This window comes from Pseudomonas sp. RIT-PI-S (assembly GCF_025642975.1).
In the GTDB taxonomy this organism is placed as follows: Bacteria; Pseudomonadota; Gammaproteobacteria; order Pseudomonadales; family Pseudomonadaceae; genus Aquipseudomonas.
In genome coordinates this window covers 246,648-267,668 of record NZ_JANZKJ010000005.1, presented here as the reverse complement: position 1 = coordinate 267,668, position 21,021 = coordinate 246,648, and the positions used below count along the sequence as shown (strand labels likewise).

At 66.9% G+C, this 21,021-nt stretch carries 14 protein-coding genes and 2 pseudogenes; 5 read left to right on the top strand and 11 right to left on the bottom strand.

From position 1 onward, the window contains the following. The first annotated feature begins 16 nt into the window (after positions 1 to 16). Positions 17 to 4,558, top strand: coding sequence for a non-ribosomal peptide synthetase (locus OGL93_RS10285; RefSeq protein ID WP_263262541.1), 4,542 nt, complete (start codon positions 17 to 19; stop codon positions 4,556 to 4,558). 43 nt (positions 4,559 to 4,601) lie between these two features. Then, positions 4,602 to 5,555: an alpha/beta hydrolase gene (locus tag OGL93_RS10280; RefSeq protein ID WP_263262531.1), complete on the top strand. Its 954-nt coding sequence runs from the start codon at positions 4,602 to 4,604 to the stop codon at positions 5,553 to 5,555. Between the two features lie 90 nt (positions 5,556 to 5,645). Here the strand turns inward: OGL93_RS10280 and OGL93_RS10275 are convergent, their stop codons facing one another. After that, complete coding sequence (locus OGL93_RS10275) at positions 5,646 to 6,365, bottom strand: CSS-motif domain-containing protein (protein WP_263262530.1); 720 nt, start codon at positions 6,363 to 6,365, stop codon at positions 5,646 to 5,648. A gap of 394 nt (positions 6,366 to 6,759) precedes the next feature. On the opposite strand from OGL93_RS10275, the gene OGL93_RS10270 reads away from it, so the two are divergent. Beyond that, positions 6,760 to 8,772: a PAS domain-containing sensor histidine kinase gene (locus OGL93_RS10270; RefSeq protein ID WP_263262529.1), complete on the top strand. Its 2,013-nt coding sequence runs from the start codon at positions 6,760 to 6,762 to the stop codon at positions 8,770 to 8,772. Positions 8,773 to 8,867: 95 nt separating this feature from the next. Here the strand turns inward: OGL93_RS10270 and OGL93_RS10265 are convergent. The 10 genes and pseudogenes from OGL93_RS10265 to OGL93_RS10220 form a co-directional block, all read right to left on the bottom strand. Further along, a pseudogene (locus OGL93_RS10265) lies at positions 8,868 to 9,749 on the bottom strand (lysylphosphatidylglycerol synthase domain-containing protein); the annotation flags it as partial. Between the two features lie 89 nt (positions 9,750 to 9,838). Then, a complete protein-coding gene (clsB, locus tag OGL93_RS10260) occupies positions 9,839 to 11,074 on the bottom strand; it encodes a cardiolipin synthase ClsB (RefSeq protein WP_263262528.1) in 1,236 nt (411 codons plus the stop codon). Beyond that, positions 11,071 to 11,883, bottom strand: coding sequence for an endonuclease/exonuclease/phosphatase family protein (locus tag OGL93_RS10255; RefSeq protein ID WP_263262527.1), 813 nt, complete (start codon positions 11,881 to 11,883; stop codon positions 11,071 to 11,073). Before OGL93_RS10255 ends, clsB begins: the two co-directional genes overlap by 4 nt. Before the next feature lie 130 nt (positions 11,884 to 12,013). Continuing rightward, a complete protein-coding gene (locus tag OGL93_RS10250) occupies positions 12,014 to 13,015 on the bottom strand; it encodes a Rieske 2Fe-2S domain-containing protein (protein ID WP_263262526.1) in 1,002 nt (333 codons plus the stop codon). After that, positions 13,012 to 14,151: a hypothetical protein gene (locus OGL93_RS10245; RefSeq protein WP_263262525.1), complete on the bottom strand. Its 1,140-nt coding sequence runs from the start codon at positions 14,149 to 14,151 to the stop codon at positions 13,012 to 13,014. Before OGL93_RS10245 ends, OGL93_RS10250 begins: the two co-directional genes overlap by 4 nt. After that, on the bottom strand, positions 14,148 to 15,302 hold the full coding sequence (locus tag OGL93_RS10240; protein ID WP_263262524.1) for an ATP-grasp domain-containing protein: 1,155 nt from the start codon (positions 15,300 to 15,302) through the stop codon (positions 14,148 to 14,150). Before OGL93_RS10240 ends, OGL93_RS10245 begins: the two co-directional genes overlap by 4 nt. Further along, positions 15,290 to 16,648 carry a F390 synthetase-related protein gene (locus tag OGL93_RS10235; protein WP_263262523.1) on the bottom strand — a complete coding sequence of 453 codons (1,359 nt, stop codon included), beginning with the start codon at positions 16,646 to 16,648 and terminating at the stop codon, positions 15,290 to 15,292. The genes OGL93_RS10240 and OGL93_RS10235 overlap by 13 nt, the downstream gene beginning before the upstream one ends. Next, a complete protein-coding gene (locus tag OGL93_RS10230) occupies positions 16,638 to 17,492 on the bottom strand; it encodes an MBL fold metallo-hydrolase (protein WP_263262522.1) in 855 nt (284 codons plus the stop codon). The genes OGL93_RS10235 and OGL93_RS10230 overlap by 11 nt, the downstream gene beginning before the upstream one ends. After that, the gene (locus OGL93_RS10225) at positions 17,489 to 18,496 is read right to left on the bottom strand and encodes an NAD(P)-dependent oxidoreductase (RefSeq protein ID WP_263262521.1); all 1,008 of its coding nucleotides are present in this window, start codon (positions 18,494 to 18,496) and stop codon (positions 17,489 to 17,491) included. The genes OGL93_RS10230 and OGL93_RS10225 overlap by 4 nt, the downstream gene beginning before the upstream one ends. Continuing rightward, positions 18,496 to 19,509, bottom strand: a complete 1,014-nt coding sequence (locus OGL93_RS10220) for a 3-oxoacyl-[acyl-carrier-protein] synthase III C-terminal domain-containing protein (RefSeq protein ID WP_263262520.1) — start codon at positions 19,507 to 19,509, stop codon at positions 18,496 to 18,498. The genes OGL93_RS10225 and OGL93_RS10220 overlap by 1 nt, the downstream gene beginning before the upstream one ends. A 323-nt stretch (positions 19,510 to 19,832) precedes the next feature. Here OGL93_RS10220 and OGL93_RS10215 point away from each other — a divergent pair, with 323 nt between their 5' ends. Then, on the top strand, positions 19,833 to 20,549 hold the full coding sequence (locus OGL93_RS10215) for a helix-turn-helix transcriptional regulator (RefSeq protein WP_263262519.1): 717 nt from the start codon (positions 19,833 to 19,835) through the stop codon (positions 20,547 to 20,549). Beyond that, positions 20,550 to 20,945 (top strand): annotated as a pseudogene (locus OGL93_RS10210) (HisA/HisF-related TIM barrel protein); the annotation flags it as partial. It lies immediately after the preceding gene. Positions 20,946 to 21,021: the final 76 nt, after the last annotated feature.

Genomic DNA, 21,021 nt, shown 5'->3' with positions numbered 1-21,021 from the left:
ACTGGCGGCGCTGGTGATGCACTGTGTGGCGCCTGGCAATGCCGGGGTGACGCCGTCCGACTTCCCGCTGGCGAAGCTGAGCCAAGCCCAGCTGGACGCGTTGCCCATCGCCGCAGCCGAGCTGGAGGACCTTTACCCGTTGTCGCCGATGCAGCAGGGCATGTTGTTCCACAGTTTGTCTGACGACGGCGACGGCCTGTATGTAAACCAGCTGCGCCTGCCGGTGGACGGGCTGGATATCCCTCGCTTTATCGACGCGTGGCAGGCGGCGTGCCAGCGCCATCCCATCCTGCGCACCAGCTTCCAGTGGCACAGCAGCGAGCCCTTGCAACGGGTGCACCGCCACGCGCCGCTGGCGGTGGAGGTGATCGAGCAGGCCGATTGGCCGGCCGACCCAGCCTGGATCGATGCCCTCTGCGAGGCGCAGCTGAAGGAGGGGTTCGACCTCACCCGCTTGCCGCTGCAACGCTTGCGGCTGGTCACCGATGGCGGCCGCCAGCAGTGCCTGGTATGGACCAGCCACCATATTTTGATGGATGGCTGGAGCAGCTCGCGGCTGTTCGGCGAGGTGATGCAGCACTACGGCGGCGCCCCGGTGCCCAGCGCGGGTGCCCGCTACCGAGACTTTGTGGGTTGGCTGCTGGCCCAGGACCGCAACGCCGCCCAAGCCTGGTGGCGCGAACGCCTGGCGCCGCTGGAAGGCCCGTGCCTGCTTGCCCCGGCCTGCTGGCCACGGCCGCAGGCCGGGTTGAGCGGCCACGCGGCGCGCTACACCCACTGGGACGCGGCACGCACCGGCGCGCTGTTGCACTTCGCCCGGGCGCGGGGCATCACGCCCAACACCTTGATTCAGGCGGCGTGGCTGTTGCTGCTGCAGCGCTACACCGGGCAGGCTGCGGTGTGCTTCGGTGCCACGGTGGCGGGCCGGCCGGATGACCTGCCCGGCGCCCACGACATGCTGGGGCTGTTCATCAACACCCTGCCGGTGATCGAGGCTCCGGCGCAGCATGCGCGGGTGGCCGACTGGCTGCCGCGTTTGCAGGCGCAGAACCTGGACCTGCGCGAGCAAGCCCATGTGCCGCTGGCCGAGGTACAGCGGTGGTCGGGGCAGGGCGGCCAGGCCCTGTTCGACAGCATCATCGTGTTCGAGAACTACCCCATCGATGCCCGTTTGCAGGAGGCCAACGACAGCGGGCCGCAATTCGGCGCGTCCAGCAACCGCGACGTGACCAACGTACCCATGGACCTGGCGGTGCACTTGGGGGACGAGCTGAGCATCGAGTTCCTCTACCTGCGTGCCTCCTTCAGCGACGAGGCCGTGGACGGCATCCGCCTGGCATTCGAAGCGACCCTGCAGGCGCTGCTGGACGCGCCGGAGGGTTACCTAGGCAACCTGCAACGGCTGGCGCCGGAGCAGTGCGCCTGGCTTCAGGCCCATGCGCCGGCACCGGCGCCACGGCATCGTAGGCTGAGCGTGGCGGCGTTGCTCAGCGAACGGGCCAAGGCCCAGCCAGACGCCACGGCGCTGAACTGTGCGGGGCAAACGCTCAGCTACGGGCAACTGCTGGCGCAGGCCGAACAGCTGGCGCGCCACCTGCTGGCCCATGGCGCCGGCCCGGAGCGCCGAGTGGGCGTGGCCTTGCGGCGCACGGTGGAGTTGCCGGTGGCACTGCTGGCAGTGCTATTGAGCGGCGCTGCCTATGTGCCGCTGGACCTGGACTACCCGGCCGAGCGGCTGGCCTTCATGCTGGCCGACGCAGACCTGTGCCTGGTGTTGGCGGGCGACGAGCTAAGCGCCAGGGTCGCACTGCCGCCCGGGCTGGCCTGCCTGGCTCCGGCCACGCTGCTGGCGCAGCCGGTGCCGGCACAGGCATTGCCGCCACCCCACGAAGGCCTGGCGTACTTGATCTACACCTCCGGCTCCACCGGCCTGCCCAAGGCCGTGGCGGTGGAGCACGGCCCGTTGAGCATGCATTGCCAGGCGATCATCGAGCTGTACGAGATGGTGCCGGGCACCCGCGAGCTGCACTTCATGTCCTTCGCCTTCGACGGTGCTCACGAGCGTTGGCTGAGCACCTTGCTAGCCGGCGGCACGCTGGTGCTGCGCGACGACGAACTGTGGACCCCGGAGCGGACCTTCCGCGCCCTGGGCGAGCAACGCATCGACATCGCCTGCTTCCCTCCGGCCTACCTGCAACAGCTGGCCAGCTATGCCCAGGCCTGCGCCGAGCCACCGCCACCGGTGCGGATCTATTGCTTCGGTGGCGACGCGGTGCCCGAGCCCTTGCTCGAGCAGGTAGGCCAAGCGCTACGGCCGCAATACTTCACCAACGGCTACGGCCCCACCGAAACGGTGGTCACCCCCATGCTGTGGAAGGTGCCATTGGGTACCCCCTGTGGCGCGGCTTGTGCGCCCATTGGCCGAGCGGTTGGCCAGCGCGCGCTCTGGGTGCTGGACGATGCGCTGGAGCCGCTGCCCCCTGGCGTGGCGGGCGAGCTGTACATCGGCGGCTATGGCCTGGCCCGGGGTTACCACGGGCGGCCGGGGCTGACCGCCGAGCGCTTCGTGCCAGACCCCGCCGGCGAGCCTGGCGCGCGGCTATACCGCACCGGCGATCGGGTACGCCTGCGCGACGATGGGGTGATGGATTACCTCGGCCGCGTGGACCAGCAGGTCAAGGTGCGCGGCTTCCGGATCGAATTGGGTGAGATCGAGGCGCGCCTGCGCCGCCTGCCGGGCATCGCCGAGGCGGCAGTGGTCGCCCGTGACGGCACGGCAGGCAAGCAACTGGTGGCCTATGTGGTGGGCGGGCAAGCAGACAGCGAGACGCTGCGCGAACAGCTGCGCGAGCGACTGCCGGCCTACATGGTGCCCGCGCAGTTCGTTCACCTGGAGCGCCTGCCGTTGTCTCCCAATGGCAAGCTCGACCGCAAGGCACTGCCTGCACCGCAGGCCACGGCCGTGGACGGCACCGCGCCGCGCACCACCGATGAAGCGCTGCTGGCCGAGGTGTGGGCGCAGGTGTTGCAACTGGAGCGGGTGGGCATTCATGACAACTTCTTCGAGCTGGGCGGGGACTCGATCCTGAGCCTGCAAGTGGTCTCACGCCTGCGCAACCATCCCAAGGGTGGGCGGGTGATCAAGCTGCGCGACCTGATGCAGTTCCCCACCATCGCGCAGCTGTGCGAACGCGCGTTGGCTGAGCCAGCGGCGCCGGTGGTGGCGCCCGAGCCGCGCGCGAGCGCAGGCAACTTCGGCCTGGTGCCGGTGCAAGCCTGGTTCTTCGAGCAGGCGATGGTCGACCCGCACCACTTCAATCAGGCGCTGATGTTGCGGGCACGGGTGCCGCTGGCGGCCGACGCGCTGGAGGCAGCGCTGCGTGACCTGCTGGCGCACCACTCCAGCCTGCGCTTGTGCTTTTTCGAGGAAGCCGGCGCCTGGCGCCAGGCCTATGGGGTATTGCCGCCGCAGCCGTTGCTGTGGCAGGCCGAAGTGGCCGACGCCGAAGCGCTGGAGGCATTGGCCGAGCGTGCCCAAGGCAGCCTCGACCTGGCCGACGGCCCGTTGCTGCGGGCGGTACACGCCAAGCTGCCCGACGGCGAGGCGCGGCTGTTGTTGGTGATCCATCACCTGGCGGTGGACGCGGTGAGTTGGCGGGTGCTGCTGGAAGACCTGCGCATGGCCTACGAGGCGCGCTGCGCGGGCAGCATGGCGCAACTCGCCGATACGGGAAGCGCCTACCGGGCCTGGGCTGAACAGCTGGCGGCGGATGCGCCGGCGCGGGTCGAGCGCGAGCTGGAGTATTGGCTGCGCACCCTGGGCGATGCGCCCGCAGGTTTCCCTTGCGACAACCCGCGAGGCCGCGATCAGGTTCGTCACCTGGCCTATGCCACCCTGGGGCTGGATGCCGGCGCCACCGAGCGCCTGCTCAAACAGGCACCCAAGGCGTACGGCGCGCAGATCAACGACCTGCTACTGGCCGCGCTGGCGCGGGTGCTGTGCCGCTGGACGGGCGAGGCGTCGACGCTGGTGCAACTCGAAGGGCATGGCCGCGAAGACGTGTTCGACGGCCTGGAGCTGAGCCGCACCAGTGGCTGGTTCACCACCTTGTATCCGGTGCGCCTGGCACCGGGCGCGGGTGCGAGCCTGCGGGCGTCGGTCACGGTGGTTCGCGAGCAACTGGCGACGGTGCCAGACAAGGGGGTGGGTTATGGGGTGTTGCGCTACCTGGCCGGGCGGCCGGTGGCGGAGCGCCTGGCGGCGTTGCCCCAAGCGCGGGTGACCTTCAACTACCTGGGCCAGTTCGACCAGGCCTTCGACGAACAGGCGCTGCTGGTGCCCGCCAACGAAAGCCACGGCGAGGCCTATGGGCCGCAGGCGCCGTTGGGCAACTGGCTGGAAATCGTCGGCCAGGTGTACGACGGCCGGCTAACCTTCCGCTGTTTGTACAGCACCCGCCGCTACCGCGCCGCCACCGTGGAAGCGCTGGTGCAGGCCCTGGAAGCCGAGTTGCAGGCGTTGGTGGAACCCACAGCGCTGAGCGGCCTGCCCCTTTAACCTTTTTTGTGTGGCCGGGTTCGCCCGGCCGGAGACCTGACCCATGCAGCTACACCCGGAAGTCGAGGCATTTCTGGACCTGGTCGAACAGGGCGGGCTAGGCGTACCCCTGCTGCCGTTTTACGAGGATACGGCCGAGGCAGCGCGACGCCAGTTCGTTGTCAGTAGCCAGCGCATGCGCTGGGCCGCGCCCCAGGACCTGGACGTATTGAACTGCAGCGTGCCCGCGCGCGATGGGGCCGCCCTGCCGTTGCGCCTCTATCGGCCCAACGGGAAAGGGCCCTGGCCCTTGCTGGTATATCTGCACGGCGGCGGCTTCGTGGTGGGGGACCTGGAGACCCACGACGGCGTATGCCGGGAGTTCGCCAGCCGAACCCCGTGCGCGGTGTTGGCGGTGGACTACCGCCTGGCGCCGGAATACCCATTTCCCACGGCGGTGCACGATGTAGAGGATGTGCTCGCAGGCCTACCTGCGCTGGCTGAAACCTATGGGCTGGACCTGGCCCGGCTCGCCTTGGGCGGTGACAGTGCCGGGGCGAACCTGGCTACGGTGCTGGCCCAGCGTGCCGCCGAAGGTGCCTTTCCCCAGTTGCCGGCGCCGCGCCTGCAAGTGCTGTGCTATCCGACGACGGACGCCACCCGGCGCCATCCGTCCCGCGAACTGTTCGGCGAGGGCTACTTGCTCGATGACTTGACCCTGGAGTGGTTCTACCAGCACTACGCGCCGGCACCGGAGCAACGTGCGGACCCGCGCTGCTCGCCGTTGCTTGGGCCGGTGGCGCCCGGCACCGCGCCGGCTGTGGTGGCGCTGGCCGGCTTTGATCCGCTGCTCGATGAGGGCCGCGCCTATGCCGATCACCTGGCGGCGGCCGGCGTGCCGGTGGAGCGCTACGAATATCCCTTTACCCATGATTTTCTGCGTATGCGCCTGGTGACGGCAGATGTGGAAGAAATCTATGCGCAACTGAGCGGAGCCTTGGCCAAGGCTTTCGAATGACCTGTTGCCGCCGTGCCCTGCATGCGCTCTGGAATTGCCAGCGAATGCAAACGCATGGCGGCTGCGGCGGCCCCTTTTATGCGTTGCGCGTCAGGGTTCGCGGCGGGGGCGGGTCAGCACCCAGTGGCACAGGCCGCCGGTGAGAATGGCCACCACGCTCAGGGTGCCCAGCACGGTCACCAGTTTTTCGGTCAACAGGTTGAGCACATCCTCGGCGGAGACGCTGCTATGCATGGCGTAGTCGAATTGGCTGGAGGGGACGCTGGTGCGGTACTTGGGGTTCTGCCGCAACTCTCCGCGCAGCAGCGAGCCGTCGTCCCAGAGGTATACGCCACCTACGTGCAAGGCAACGTCGGTGGGCCCGCTGAGCAAATCCAGGCGATCGACCAGCAGCCGGTTGTCCAGCATGACCCTTACCCCGGAGGCTGCGCCGGCCTTGGTCAGGCTCAGTGAACCAAAATCCTCGGCAAGGTTGTCCGGGCCTTGCAGCTTGAGGTTGGGGGTCATCAACAGGGTGTTCTGGGGGGCGGTGTTGGGCGCAGGTGCCTTGCCGATTCTGCCTAGGAGCGTGCTGCAATAAGGCTCATCCTTATGCATCACCGATGCAGATCGCACCCAGGGGTTGCTGGCGACTGCCATGCGCATGTCTGGCAATACGCTTTCGCAGCGCTTGCCGATCATCGGCAGCAGGGTGTCGGCGGTCGCCAGCGCGGCGCTGAGCAGCCGGTCCATCTGCTCCACGGCTTGGGTGCCAACGCGCAGGTTCTCCTGATGCATTGACTTGACCGCCAGCGTCAGGGTCAGGCCCACCCCCGCCACCAGTGGGATTGCCGCTGCACCTAGCGACAGAAGCGTCGTTAAGGTGGTTGAACCTTGTTTGCCTATCCGTGACATAAACCACTCCTGTAGGTATCGCCGCCGGAAAGGGTAGGGCCACCGTGGCTACGCGGCAGGGCCGGCAAATGGTTCCAGGCGCGGGGAAATGTCTAGGGGTGGTGTGTGAAGAGGCTGAACGTGGGATGGGAAACTTGTAGGCCGGGCTTGCCGGTGCGCCGCCCTGAGGGGCGAGCAAAGCCCAGACCGGTTAAAAGGATCCCATTCGTTGCGGATACCCCCGGGATGGTCAAGAATGGGGAGTCGTTGCGTTTAGAGCCCAGCCATGCCCTACACAGAGCCGTTGTCGTTCCCGTATTCGTCAGGGGTTATGAGCGATCGCATTCGCGCGTACCCGTGGCACCACAGCGAGCTGGGCCCCTGGCAGCAGTGGCCCGAGGCACTGCGCTGCTGCCTGGTGAACCTGCTGGAGTCGAAATTCCCCCAGTGCCTGATCTGGGGTACGCAGCAGCGCACACTCTACAACGACGCCTTCGCCGACCTGCTGGGGCAGGGCGCGCCTGTGGTGGGCGAGGCGTTCGAGCGCTTGTGGCCGCATGCCGGGCCCCGCCTGGCACCAGTGGTGCGCCGCGCCTTCGACGGCGTTGCCTGCCATGGCGAGAACCACTGCCTGCCGGCCGAGCGCAATGGCCGGCGAGAACCTGCCTGGTACACCTTCTGCTTCAGCCCGTTGCGCGACAGCCTGGGCGCGGTGGTGGGGGTGGTGGGTACGGTGATCGAAACCACCGCCACCGTGGAGGCCGAACGGGAACTCAAGGGCCTGGCGAGCCGCTTCGAGCGCGAGGTGGCCGAGCGCACCGCCGACCGCAACCGGCTTTGGCAGTTGTCGACCGACATCATGCTGGTGACCCGCGCCGACCTTACGATCACCGCGGTCAACCCTGCCTGGGAGACCGTGCTGGGCTTGCCGGAAGCCGAGCTGCTCGGGATCAGCGTGCTGGAGTTATTGCACCCTGATGACGTTGCGACGTGCGAGCAAGCCGCGCGCGACCTGGCCGCCGGGCATCCGCTGCGCGACATGGACTGCCGCCTGCGGCACAAGCGCGGCGGCTATCGCTGGATCAACTGGGCAGCCGTGCCCGGGGGTGGGTTTTTCAACGCCGTGGGGCGTGACGTGACCGTCGAGCGAGAACGCGCCGCGGCGTTGGAGCAGACCGAGGAGCTGCTGCGCCATAGCCAGAAGATGGAAGCAGTGGGGCAGCTCACCGGCGGCCTGGCGCATGATTTCAATAATCTGCTGACGGCCATCTCCGGCAGCCTCGAGCTGATGCACCGGCGTATCGAGCAGGGCCGTATCGACCAGCTCGAACGCTACATCACCGCAGCCCGGGGCGCCGCGGATCGCGCGGCGATCCTCACTCACCGCCTGCTGGCCTTCGCCCGCCGGCAGACCCTGGACGCCCGCCCGGTGGCGGTCACTGCCTTGATCGAAGGCCTCGAGGAACTGATCCGGCAGACCCTAGGGCCGAACATTCACTGTGAGCGGTCGTTGGGCAACCCAAGCTGGTGCGTGCTCGCCGATGCCAACCAGCTGGAAAGCGCGCTGCTGAACCTGTGCATCAATGGCCGCGATGCCATGCCGCAAGGGGGCACGCTCAAGCTTGCCTGCTCCAGCCACATGCAGTCGAGCGCCGGGCGCGGCGCGGATGACCTGGCGCCGGGCGAGTACGTGGTGATCAGCGTGAGCGACAATGGCCATGGCATGGCCCAGGACGTTCTCTCGCGGGTGTTCGATCCCTTCTTCACCACCAAGCCGCTCGGCCAGGGCACTGGCCTGGGGCTGTCGATGGTGTACGGGTTCGCCCGGCAATCTGGCGGCGCCGTGCGAATCGAGTCGACGCCGGGGCAAGGCACCCGGGTCAGTATCTTCCTGCCACGGCATACCGAGGCGATTGTGCCTGTGGTCGCAGAGTCGCCCGCGGAAGCGGCGGAGCCGGCCAGCGGCGGCCAGTGCGTGTTGTTGATCGACGACGAAGCGACCATCCGCGAGCTGGTGACGGAAACCCTCGAAGGGCTGGGGTATGGGGTGATCGGTGCCGAAGACGGCGCCAGCGGCTTGGCGGCCCTTGGCCGAGCGCCACGGGTGGACCTGCTGATCACCGATATCGGCCTGCCCGGGGGGCTCAACGGGCGCCAGGTGGCGGAGGCGATCCGCGCGATCAAGCCCAGCTTGCCGGTGCTGTTCATCACCGGCTACGCGGAGCAGGGCGAGCTGGCTCCGGCGTTCCTGCGGCCAGGGATGGAGATTCTCACCAAGCCCTTTGCCCTGAACACCTTTGCCCGGCGCGTCGCCCAGATGCTGCGTCAACCCGCGGCAGGATAGCGCTTGGTTTCGCTGTTGCCGGTTGCGGCCTCGGCCCCGCCGGGCGGCTGCACGGTGGCGGCATCCGCACCACCGCCGGGTTGTTGACCGGCGCCTTTGCGCGCCTTGCGTTCCAGCACCAGGTAAAGCACGCAGGCGATACCCAACGGCAGCAGGAAGTACAGCGCGCGGTAGCCGATAAGCGCGGCGAGCAGCGCGCCCTTGCTGTACTGGCCTTGCAGCAGGGAAATAAAGATCGTCTCCAGTACCCCCAAGCCTGCGGGAATGTGCGTGATCACCCCAGCGATACTGCTGATGAGCAGGATCGCGAGCACAGTGAGATAACCGACTTTTTCCGGCAGCAAGGTGAAGATCAACGCCCCCATCAGCGCCCAGTTGCAGGCGCCGAGAGTGGCCTGCAGCGCCGCCAGGCGGAAGGAGGGCAAGGTGATTTCCTGTTTGCGGATCGTCCAGGTGCGGCGCTTGGCGAAGCGGCAGGCGAGCAGATAAGCCACACCCGCGGCCACCATTGCCACACCGATCAGGCGCAGGCCGGTGGAGCCGATTTTCACGCTGTCGGGCAAGTCCGGCAGGCCCATGGCGAACACCACACCACCGAGCAGCAGGTAACCGAGCCAGTTGGTGATCAACCCCAGGCTGAGGATTTTAGTGATAGTGGCCACGCTTAGGCCCAGCTTGCCATACAGCCGGTAGCGCAGGGCGATCCCCCCGACCCAGGAGCTGAGGTTGAGGTTGAACGCATAGCACACGAACGCCAGCGGCAGCACCTTGGTCACGGGCAGGCGATGCCCGGTGTAGCGCCGGGAAAGCAGGTCGTAGGAGCTGAATACCAGGTAGCTGGCCAGCGCCAGCCCGCCGCCCAGCAGCAGCGTGGCAGGTTTGTAAGAGCGCAGCGCATGGGTCACTTCCTGCCAATCCAGGTTGCGCACCAGCATGAACAGCAGCACCGGCACCAGGATGAAGCAGCTCCAGGTCATCAGGCGCCGGGCCCACAGCCATTTGCGTGAGCGGGGCTTGGCGGGCCGGCCGGTGCCCTTGGGGTCGGCGGCGGGGTCCACGGGGCAGTTCATAGGCTTTTTTCCGGGTTCAGGTGGGGGGCGCTGGCTGTCTCCTCATTGACCGTGGTCCAGGGCTTGAGGCGCGGGGAATGGGCAGGAAGCAAGCCGATCCAGGCAGGGAAGTGGCGGAGGAAGTGAAAGCTCAGGAAAATCAGCGGCGCACGCCACCAGTAGCCCCGCAGCACCCGCTGCAGGGGGATGCTCTTGCATTCCTTCTGCGCCAGCTCGGCGAGGTGGTCGTAAAGCTTGGCGTTGAAGGTGGGGTCGTCGATAACCAGGTTGGCTTCCAGGTTCAGCGACAGGCTCAGAGGGTCGAGGTTGCTCGAGCCGACCGTGGACCAATGCCGGTCCACCAGGGCCACCTTGCCGTGCAGCGGCCGCGTCTTGTATTCGCGGATCACCACGCCGTCGCGCAGCAGGTAGTTGTACAGCAGCCGCGAGCACAGCCGCACCAAAGGCATGTCTGGCATGCCCTGGAGGATCAGGGTGACCTTCACCCCGCGTCGGGCGGCATTGCGCAGTTCGCGCAACAGACGGTAGCCGGGGAAGAAATAGGCATTGGCGATCAGGATCCGCTCGCGCGCGCCGCGGATCGCGTTGAGGTAGTGCGCTTCGATGTCCGCGGTGTGGCGGTTGTTGTCGCGCACGCTCAACAGGATCTTGGCGTGCGCGCTGTCCGCTTGCAGCGGCACCCGCTCGGTCAGCCACGGTTTGTGTTGGCGGTCTACCTGGCTGGTCTGGTCCATCAGCTCCAGGGTGGCCTTGTGCAGGTCAGCCACGATCGGTCCGCGCACCTGCACGGCGTAGTCCTGCTTGGCCATGGGGCCGAAGTCCCCGAGGTGGTCGGCGCAAAAGTTGATGCCACCGACGAAGCCGATTTCGCCGTCCACCACTACGATCTTGCGGTGCAGCCGGCGGAACAGGTTGGTGCGCATGCCCAGCATGGGCTTGCTTGGGTCGAAGGCCAGCACCCTCACGCCCGCCTCAGACAACGCACGCAAGGTGTCGGCCGACAATTCCGCGCTGCCATAGCCGTCTACCAATACCTCCACCCGCACCCCACGCCCGGCGGCTGCCGCCAGCACTTCTTGGAGCTGGCTGCCGACCTGGTCGTCGCGCAGGATGAAGGTTTCCAGCAAGACCTCTTCGCGCGCCTGGGCGATGGCCTCGAAGACGCTTGGGTAGAACTCCTCGCCATTGATCAGCAGCTGGATCTGGTTGTCGCTTCGCCACTGCTCGTTCATAGGCGAACCTCCACCGCGAGCGGCACATGGTCAGAGAGGTGAGTCCAGGGTTTACGGGCAAGGGCGCGAGGGCCGTGAGCGATGGCGTTGCGCAGGTAGATGCGATCGAGGCGCAGCAGCGGCAAGCGCGCCGGGAAGCTGCGTGCCGGTGCGCCATAGGCCTCCACGAAGGCTTCGTGCAGGCCGCAGCCGGCCAGGAGTTTATCGGCGCGCTGGCGCCAGTCGTTGAAATCCCCGGCGACGATCACTGGCTCGTTCGCTGGCAGGCCTTCGAGCAGCTTGCACAGCAGCTGCAACTGCTTGTGCCGCTGTTGCTCGCGCAGGCCCAGGTGCACGCAAATGGTATGCACCGGCGGCTGCCCCGGGACCGCCAGCACCGAATGCAGCAGGCCGCGCTCTTCCTGGCCTTCCACGCTCACGTCGTGGTTCTGGTGGTGAAGAATGGGGAACTTGGACAACAACGCATTACCGTGGTCGCCATCCGGGTAAACCGCATTACGCCCGTAGGCGAACACCGGCCAGATGCTGTCGGCAAGAAACTCATACTGGGGCACATCGCTCCAGTTGTCGTAGCGCTCGCCGTGCTTGCGATGAACCCCCAGCACTTCCTGCAGGAACACCACATCCGCCGACGTGGCGCGCACGGCTTCACGCAGCTCGGGCAGCACGAAGCGGCGGTTCAGCGCGCTGAAGCCCTTGTGGGTGTTGACGGTAAGAATCCGCAGCGAGTGCACCGGCGGGGCTTGCTCGGGAAGCACATCCGCTGCCGTGACCTGCTCATCCAAGGGCCGGAAATCCTGTGTCGCCATCGGCCAAGCTCCCCAAAGCTCTCGGTTAAAAGTCCTGATAGTCGGACTTGCCGGGCTCGCGATGGTTCAGCGGGCGGGAACCGGGCCGGGTGGCCGCTCCTGGGGTGGGCCGGGGCGCCGCCGCCCTCGCTCACAGCGACAGCTCGATTTCCCTTTCGTCCAGCACTAGCTGCTGCCCGCACTCAACCAGCGCCCGAATGCTGGGCCCAAGCAGGTCTTGCGGGGCATCCAGCGGGGCGGCTGGCGAGTGGGCAAACCTGGACCGATTAGCGCTCACACGTTCGAGGATCTGCCGGTCCTGGCGCAGGATCACGCCGAACAACCGCCGCAGCACGAAATGCTTGAGCACCGAGGGCAAGCGGCCGCGAGGTGTGGCAACCCTGATGAACACTTGCAGGTGTTGCTCACCGCACGGGGTCAGCCAGGCGCTGGCCAGCAATGTGAGTGCGCCTTTGCGGTCGCGGTATTCGATCTCTGCCAGGCAGGGCAGGCGAAAGCGGCCCATGCTGATGCCGCGCGTGGGCTCCAGCAGCTTCGAGATCAGGCCGGCCTGGTTCGCTTCTTCGCTGTAAATCGCCTCCACGCCATCGTCGAGCGGGCGAACCCGGGCCGTGACCCGTTGCCGCTGCCGGTCATGGCGTACCCAGCCACGGTGGACGAAGTGGGTGTGGAAGCCGTCGAGAAAGTTTTCCGCGGCATCCGTCAAGGAACACTGCAACTGCTCGGTCATCCAGAAGGCGTCCACAACGCCAGACTGCTCCGCTGGGGCGACCGGTGCCGTCGCCGGAGGCTGGGGGAGCGTGCTGGCCCAAACCAGCCCATGGGCTTCGTACGTGGGGTAGCGGTCGAGCAGTGGCGTGCTGCCAGGCGGCCGTTCGGTGCCGGGTACCCGGGTGCAGCGACCATCATCGGCAAAACGCCAACCGTGGTAGGGGCATTGGATCTGCCCGCGGTGCACAGTGCCCGCGCTCAGGGGCGCAAACCGGTGCGGGCAGCGGTCGGGCAGTGCCGTCGGTTCGCCCGTTTCGCCCCGGAACAGCACCAGTGGCTGGTCGAACAATTGCACGGCCAAGGGTTTGTTACGCAGGGCCTGGCTGAGCGCCACCGGCCACCAGCGAGCGGGTGCCTTCATAGTTCGAACCTCTTCATCAAGGGCACCGCGAGGGTGTGCAATAACCGGCTGAGCACGGCCCAGGCGCAGCGCCGCGCCCAGGGCAGGTGCGCTACGTACACCAGGCTGTATTCGATCTGAGGCTGGCCGCCGCGCAAGCGTTTGAAGCGTGAGGCCCCAGCGCTGAAGTTCAGCAGTTCACGACGCCGGGTTGCCTCCTGCAGGCACAAGCTGGTGAGTTGGCGGTACAGCCCGCTGCGCTGGGGCAGGGAAGTGTTGTAGCCCACTATGGGCGCGCTGAGCCCTACTGCATTGGTAAACCACCCCACCACGCCATCGACACGGCCCTCGAGGTTGCGCAGGGCGCGCAACTCCAGCCAGCCCTCGCGCTGGCCGCGGCGGATCCATTGCGCCCGGTAATGGGGGTTCAACCGGCTGTACTTGTGCAGGTAAAGCAGGTTGTAAAGGTGCTCGATGCGCTGGAAGTCGGCATCGTCGAGCGCCTCACCCGGCACCACCTGGTAGGGGCTGCGGCGCAATAGCGTGGCGTCCAGGCGGGTGTTGTGATGGCGCAGAAACGCCGCTTGCGCCCCGTCGCGCCCGTCGAACAAATAAACCTGGCGGCTAGGAACGCTGCGGTAGCCCAAGGCGTGCAACGCATCGCGCAACCCAGGGTTGCTGAAGTCGTTGAGCGAGCGAAACCCCAGGGCATGGTCGCTGAAGCGCGTTCGCAGGAAAGTGGTGAGCTGGGCAAGCTCGGCGCCGTCAAGGCGTGCCGGGTAGAGGTTGGTGGAGAGCAACCAGTTGTTGACCCACACCACCCTGTCCAGCCTGGCGCGGTGTAACAGGGCCTGCATAGCCGCCACCACGGCTTTCAACGGCCACGTCAGCCAGGGGCGCCGCAGCCGCTCGAGCTCAGCCAGCGCATAGCCGCCGTACGCCGCCAACGGCGACACCACGTAGCAGTTGCCTGCGTGCTCGGCGCCTTCGTTGACGCTGACCACCCACTGCTGGCTGGCGGTTTCGAGCAGCGCCAGGCGCGTGCTGACGTTAGCGATCTCGCTGTGCCGGGCATAGCCCCGAACATACCGCAGGGCCGGGCTGTCGCCAGTGCTGGCCGGGGTGCTGAGCAGTTGTTCGGTGAAACTCAGCTTCATTGGGGCACGGCCTCGAGGGGCTGGCCATTCCACTCGATGTCGGCGGTGGACGCCGCCAGCACGCTGCAGCGCCGAAACGCCGCACGCAGCAGAATTTCGCCCAGGCTCAAGAGCTGTGCGGTGAGCGGCCGGGCATCGCCTGGGGCGACTATCACATCACGTGCCGCGCGAACGTCTCGCCAAAAGCCCGGCAGCAAGGCGTGGGAGGGCGCCGCCAGTAACAGCATCGCCAGGCCGATCATGTGAGGCTGCGCCCCGGCCTGGAGCAGGGGCGCGGGGGCGGTGCCCAGGCTCGCCACCAACGGTTGGCGCTGGCCGCTGAACAGGTGCACGCCGCTGGTAGCCCGAGGGTTGCATTCCAGCACATGAAAGCACCCGCTGGCGTCCTCGATGAAATCGAAGCCGACCTGGCCGGTGTAGCCGGTGGCCCGGCCGAACTGCTCGAGAAATTCAAGCACCGGCGGCGGTGCCTCAGGCTGAAAGTAGATGCCTGACCCTCGGCCAACGCGATACCGCGGGTGATAACAGCTGTGGGCACGTAGCTCACCGCCCACCAGCACGCTGTAACTGCAAAGCTCTCGCCCCTGAACGAAACGCTGGGCGACCCACGGCGCGGCGGCGCTGGGCCGGACCTTGGCGAGCTGTTCGCGAGAAGGGCGGATCAACGTTCGCGACGCGAAGCGCGAGTAAGCGGGCTTGAATACCCACTGGTGGCAGTGCTCGGCCAGCGCGTGCACGGCCTGGTGGTCTTCCAGCAGCTGCGTTTCAGGGGCGGCGGCCGTCCAGCCTTGGGACATCGCGGCAAAATGGCCCTTGTGATGCAAGCGGTGCAGCAGCGCGAAATCGCTGGTCAGCACCCGACACAAGGGCGCCAGCCGTTCAAGGCCGTGGGCCAGGTAGAACACCTCTTCACAGGTTGGCAGCACCAGGTCGATTTGCCGTGCGGTGATCAGGCTGGCCAGGGCATCGATCCAACGCGCGGGGTTGTCGCGGGGCTCGGGCAAGCGCACGAAGTGGTGCGCCGCGCGGCTGAAACGGCTCAATGGCTGGCGCAGGGAATCCCCCACGCTGACCTGCCAGCCGGCTTCGTTGAATGCCCGCGCCCATTCCAGGCAGGCCGGCGCGCGGGCGCCGAGTATCAATACGTGCATGGTAATCCTTGGGGTCGCTCGAGCACTTTCAGGCGCCGGCGCTTGGCCTGTGGTGGAGGTGCCTGCCACTGGCCAAAGCTCAGCTCGGGCGGGCACAGGCCATGTTGATCGCACAGCTGGTATATGGCGGCGGTGAGCCCTTGGCAGAGGGCCATGTGGTCGCCAGCGCCTTGCACGCCAACGTGCCAGCGCAAGCCGCGTTGCTCAATGGAATATTCTTGCAAGGCGTCGCCTTGCAACAGCAGCGCACGGCGCACCACATCGGGGTAGAGCGCGCGCAGGCGCGGGCCGTCGCGGTCCACCAGCCAGAGGATGTCATCCATGCGGCCTTCCACTGCCGCGATCGCCCGTTCGGCACGGCCGCAGGCGCAGGGGCTGGCCGCTATTCGCAGCACGTCATTGAGCCGGTAGCGCACGATCAATTGGGTGTGCCGGGAAAAGTCCGTGATGATCGGTTGGAAGCGTGTGCGCTCCGGGTCCAGCCAGTCGGGCTCGATATGCAGGTGCGCTTCATTGAGGTGCAAGGTCCCCCGTTCGCAGGTGTAGCCGAGAAAACCCTCGCTGGCCTGGTAGAGCTGCCGGGGCGCGACGCCGAACGCCTGATGCACTCTGCGTGCATCGTCGGCCTCCAGCACTTCGGCCACCGACAGGATGTGCGACGGCGCGATCGCCAGGCGCCCGGCCAGCGCGGCTTCGGCCAGGCCGCGCAGCACCGTCGCCGGGGCCACCAGCACATCCGGGCGCTGCGCGGCCAGGCGGGCCAGCGAGGCCTGCAATCCCAGCGTGAGGTCGTAGTAGGCAAAGTCGATGCGGCGGCTGGCCAGGGTCTCGTAGAGACGGCTATTGGCCCGCAGGAAAAACGCAATGCGCAGGGGCGCCCGCCATGGGCACAGCAGGCGCCCGAGCAAGCGGGACGGCAGGGCACGTGCCAGGAGGATCCCGGCCCAGCGCTGGCGCTCGGCCGGGCTGACCAGGAACACCCCCTGGTTGCCCGAGGTGCCGCTGGATAAGCCCACGGTGACGCCGTTCAGGGTGGTGCTGAAGTCCCGTGAGGCCTCCGCCTGGCGGGCGAGCGCCAGCACGTTGTCCAGGCTCAGCCCCAAGGTGTTGAACCCGGCGAAGTCTGCCATCAGGGTCGTTTTGTCCATTATCGGCAGGTCCGCCAGGCGGGTGGCCTGCGACTGCCGAAAGCGCTCGGCCCTTGGCACTACGTGACGCAGAAAATACCTCAGGCGCCGCGCCTGCCAGCCTTCCAGTTGCTCGCGGGAGGTAAAGCGCAGCCGGTAGCGAGCCTGGATGAAGCTCAGGGCACTGCGCAGCAGGCCACACAAGCGATCACTGCTCATCGACGAAGGCCTCCCAGGCGTGGGTGCAATGCGAAGGCAGGACGGCCACGGCGGGTTCGCGACGCAGCACCGCGCCCACGTGCTGGTAGGTTTGCCGATACTGCCCGGCATGGTGCGTGGAAAACCACATTGCCAGCGAGGCCGGCAGCCGGCCAGCCCGGCAGGCTGGCGCCGACCAACAGGCATCGGCCACCAGAAAGGCCGGGCGGCCCTGGGCATCGGGGATGAACAGGCCAAGCTGGCCCTCGCTGTGCCCGGGTAGCGGTACGCCCAGCAGGCTGCCATCGCCCAACAGGTCCAGGCCGTATTCGAAAGGCGCCATCCAGGCAGGCAGGGGTATGTGCTTGCAAGGGTCTGCCACGCGCAAGCGCGCGCTGAAGTCAGCCGGCAGCAAGGCCGGCAGGTGGCCGCCCAGGGTGGCGCGCCAGCGGTGGCCACGCAGGCGCTCGATGTGCTGATGGTCGGCGCCCAGTGCAATGAAGTCAGCCTCGGGAAAATCCTTGAGGCCGGCGATATGGTCGCCATGGAAGTGCGAAATGATGACGGTGCGGATGTCGCCCGGGGAGATGCCCAATGCCTTGATCTGCCGGTGCATCGGCTCCTGCGCAGGCAACTGCACTGGTACCGCCGTGCGGTACAGGCGCTCAGGGAAGGCTTGGGTCGCGTGGAACAGATGCTCGGAATACCCGGTGTCGTAGAGTATCCAGCCGGCGTCCGGGTGGCGAATCAGGCCACACAGGGCAGGGAACGGCGTGCTCGCCCAGCGGCCGCCGCGGTCTGCCATGCATTCCAGGTGCCGACACCAGCCGGCGCGCAGCACTTGCAGGGTCACCGTACGGCTCATGTTGGCGCTCCTTCGCGGGCCAGCCACCACTGGGCGTACTGGCGGATGCCCTCGTCCTGGCTGATGACGGGGCGGTAGCCCAGCTCGTGGGTGATGGCGCGCAGGTCCAGGGTCTGGCTGAAGGCGAGCACGCCCGCGCTGTAGCGGGTGAGCCGCGGCTCATGATCGCCACGCGCTCGGGCAATGAGCTCCAGCCCCCGGGCGAGGGTATCCACCAGCCGCCAGGGCAATTTCCGGGTGTGCAAGGGCAGGCGGAACTCCTCGGCCACCTGGCGCAACAGTTGTTCGACCGTCACCGGTGTGCCGTTGCTGACGTTGTAGGTGCACAGGCTTCGTGGCAGCGCCTGGGTCAGGCTCAGCTCTACCGCGTGGACCAGGTTGCCGATGCAGGTCAGGTCCAGCAGCGCGCGGCCGCCGCGCATCAGTGGAATGGGCCCTTTTTGCATCACCCGCAACAGGCGCGGCATGAGGGTCTGGTCCCACGGGCCGAACACCGCACGGGGCCGCAGGATAACCGCTTGCTCCAGGCAGGCGTCGCGGATGCGCGCTTCGGCCAGGGCTTTGGTGCGGGCGTAAGTGTTGACTGGGGGCGGCAGCGGCTCGTTTTCGCCGATGCCGATGCGGTCGCAGAAGTCGAAGTACAGGCTGGGCGTAGACAAGTGCACGAGCCGCCGCACCGCGTTGGTTCGGCAAGCCCCCAGCACTTCCTCGGTAGAGGTCACGTTCGCCTGGGTGAAGGCCTGGGCTTGGCCCCAGGGCGAGGACAGCGCGGCACAGTGCACGATCGCCTCACAGCCGCGGGTGGCGTCAGCCAGCGCGTGCGCCGCTGCGGGTGTGCCGTGTGCCAGCGGCACCCAAAGCACCGGCGCCGGGCTGTGGTGCATCACCTGCGCGGCGGCGCGGGCGTCCCGCCCGCTGAACAGCACGTTGCAGCCCTTTGCCGCCAGCCGCCACACGATATGCCGGCCGATGAACCCGGTACCTCCGGTAACCATGATGTTCATCAGTACTCCAGAATCATGCCGCCCAGCGACAGCCCGGCGCCCGTGCCTACCAGCAGCACACGGTGGCCGCGGCGGATGCGTTGATCTCGGATGGCGATGTCCAGCGCCGTGGGCAGCGACGCGGCGATCTGGTTGCCGTGGCCCGCGAAAATATCGACGACCTTGTTCACGTCGAAGCCCAGCCGCTTGAATGCGTGGTCCAGGCTTTGCCGGCTGGCCTGATGCGGCACGATCCAGTCCACCTCGGCCAAGGTCATGCCGGCCTGGGCGAGCACGCTGTCCACCAGGCCGGGAAGGTATTGCGCGGTCAAGCGGAAAACCGGCTTGCCGTGCATGGCGAAGCGGGTCAGCGGGGCGAACGGCTCGCTGATCCGGCTTGGGTGGTAGCGCGATCCCCCGGCGCGAATCTCACAGTACCCAGCGCCCTCGGAATAGGTTTTCAGGCTAGAGGCAATGATCCCCGCGCCCCGGCGTTCACCGGGCGCGAGCACCACTGCCGCGGCGCCATCGCCGAATATCCCGCTCACACCCACCTGCTGCCAGTCGAGCCCACAGGACGCGATGTCCGAGCACACCAGCAACACGCGCTGGTAACGCCCTGCGGCCAGCGGCCACGACAGGGTGTCGAGTGCCGCGATAAAGCTCAGGCAGCTGGCATTGATGTCCATGGCGGGTACCCCCGAGCCGCCCAGGCCGAGTTCACGGTGCAGCAGGGCGGCATTGCAGGGCATGCCTTGGTCTTGGGTGCCACTGGCACACACGACCAGGTCGATCTGCCGCAGCGTCACGCCCGCCGCATCCAGTGCGTTTCTCGCCGCCGCCGCGCCAAGGCTTGCGGCGGTGTCATCGGGGCCTGCCAGCGGGCGATGACGCACGCCGCTGATGCGCTCCACCGTACCGGCTGCAAGGTGCAGGGTGGCGTCGAGTTCAGCGCTTGTGAGCATCCGCTGGGGCAGGGCGTGCCCCGTGCCCAGAATGGACACGGGCCTGAAGAAAGACGGGGAGTTGTGCATTCAAGATCCGTTTGACGAAAGTGGCCATGGCGAATGCGGCCCTCTTAAGCGGCAGTGATCGCTTTGGAGGAAAATCCAGCCAAGCCTTGGGCCAATGTTATATCAAGATGTAAACACCTCGATAACCGTGCCCGTTCAGGTCCAGGCGTTACCGCTTCATGGTCGGGGCCGCGGTGGCTGAAGGTCGCGCCTAGGCTGACCTCGACGAACGAGCACGGTCAGGGTGCGGCGGGGGCGCATAATCCACAACCTATTGCTCGTGTTTTCGTTAAAGTGAGCTGATAAGTATCGGATTCCAACACCTTATGACCCAGATCCCCCAGTTGATCACCACCCTCAAGCAGCGCCTCAAGGCTGCCGGCTTGACCTACCGCGACGCCGCTAAGGAACTCGGGTTGTCTGAACCGAGCGTGAAGCGCCTGTTGGCCAGCGGGCGCCTGACGGTCGAGCGCCTGGCCCAGTTTTGTGACCTGCTGGGCCTGACGATGGCTGAATTGCTGCAGGAGGCGGAGGCGTCAGCGCCGCGCTTGCGGATGCTCACGCGGGAGCAGGAGGCACAGCTGGTGTCGAACGAGAAGTTATTGCTCGTGGCGGTCTGTGCGCTCAACCATTGGCCGATGGACAACATGGTGGCGGCCTACCAGCTGACGAAGGCCGAGTGCATCAAGCATTTGCTGGTGCTGGAGAGGATGGGCCTGGCAGACCTGAAACCGGGGAACCGCATCCGGCTTCTGGTGGCACGAGACTTCGACTGGCTGCCGGGTGGCCCCATCCGGCAATTCTTCCTGCGTCACGGCTTACCCGACTTCATGGCCAGCCAGTTCGCCGCGGCCGACGAGACCCTCGACTTTACCCACGGTATGCTGACGCAGGCCGCATACGCCCAGTTGCAAGCCGAAATGCACCGGTTGCGCAGCAGGCTGGCCGTGCTGCACAACGAATCATTGAGCGCGCCGCTGTCCGAGAAGCGAGGAACGGCGCTATTGCTGGCGATGCGCGTTTGGGAGCCGCAAGGGTTCAGGAAGCTCAAGCGGGTGTAGGAAGCGTACTTCTTGGAGTTCGCGCGGGACATTCGGGCGGTCGCGAAGATGCCGGTGATGGTCACCGGCGGTATCCGTCGGCGGCCGATCGCCGAGCAGGTCGTCAGCAGCGGCGTGGACATGGTAGGGATTGGCACCGCGTTGGCGATCGACCCGTGCTTGCCACGTGACTGGCGTAACGGCAAGGACACCGCCCCTCAACTTCCGCCGATCATCTGGAAGAACAAGGCCCTCGCCTCGCTGGGCAATATGGCCGTGGTCAAGTTTCAGCTGCGCAGGTTGAGCGAAGACAAGACGCCCAACCCTCGCGTAGCGCCGTGGTGGGCACTGATGGTGCAGCAGGTGGGGAATGCCTTGCGGGCCCGACAGTATCGCCGGCGCATGGCGGCGGAGTAGTGGGCCAACGCCAGACGTGGCCGCTCTTTCGGGCGGTCCACGTCTGCGCCTCTTCACATAAGCCCTGCGCAGGGGT

Bases quoted from the DNA above. Each gene is read 5' to 3' on its own strand.
- OGL93_RS10280 (WP_263262531.1), top strand. From the start codon at position 4,602: ATGCAGCTACACCCGGAAGTCGAGGCATTTCTGGACCTGGTCGAACAG.
- OGL93_RS10235 (WP_263262523.1), bottom strand. From the start codon at position 16,648: ATGAGCAGTGATCGCTTGTGTGGCCTGCTGCGCAGTGCCCTGAGCTTC.
- OGL93_RS10220 (WP_263262520.1), bottom strand. From the start codon at position 19,509: ATGCACAACTCCCCGTCTTTCTTCAGGCCCGTGTCCATTCTGGGCACG.
- OGL93_RS10245 (WP_263262525.1), bottom strand. From the start codon at position 14,151: ATGAAGCTGAGTTTCACCGAACAACTGCTCAGCACCCCGGCCAGCACT.
- OGL93_RS10225 (WP_263262521.1), bottom strand. From the start codon at position 18,496: ATGAACATCATGGTTACCGGAGGTACCGGGTTCATCGGCCGGCATATC.
- clsB (WP_263262528.1), bottom strand. From the start codon at position 11,074: ATGAACGAGCAGTGGCGAAGCGACAACCAGATCCAGCTGCTGATCAAT.
- OGL93_RS10255 (WP_263262527.1), bottom strand. From the start codon at position 11,883: ATGGCGACACAGGATTTCCGGCCCTTGGATGAGCAGGTCACGGCAGCG.
- OGL93_RS10270 (WP_263262529.1), top strand. From the start codon at position 6,760: ATGAGCGATCGCATTCGCGCGTACCCGTGGCACCACAGCGAGCTGGGC.
- OGL93_RS10230 (WP_263262522.1), bottom strand. From the start codon at position 17,492: ATGAGCCGTACGGTGACCCTGCAAGTGCTGCGCGCCGGCTGGTGTCGG.
- OGL93_RS10250 (WP_263262526.1), bottom strand. From the start codon at position 13,015: ATGAAGGCACCCGCTCGCTGGTGGCCGGTGGCGCTCAGCCAGGCCCTG.
- OGL93_RS10240 (WP_263262524.1), bottom strand. From the start codon at position 15,302: ATGCACGTATTGATACTCGGCGCCCGCGCGCCGGCCTGCCTGGAATGG.
- OGL93_RS10285 (WP_263262541.1), top strand. From the start codon at position 17: ATGCACTGTGTGGCGCCTGGCAATGCCGGGGTGACGCCGTCCGACTTC.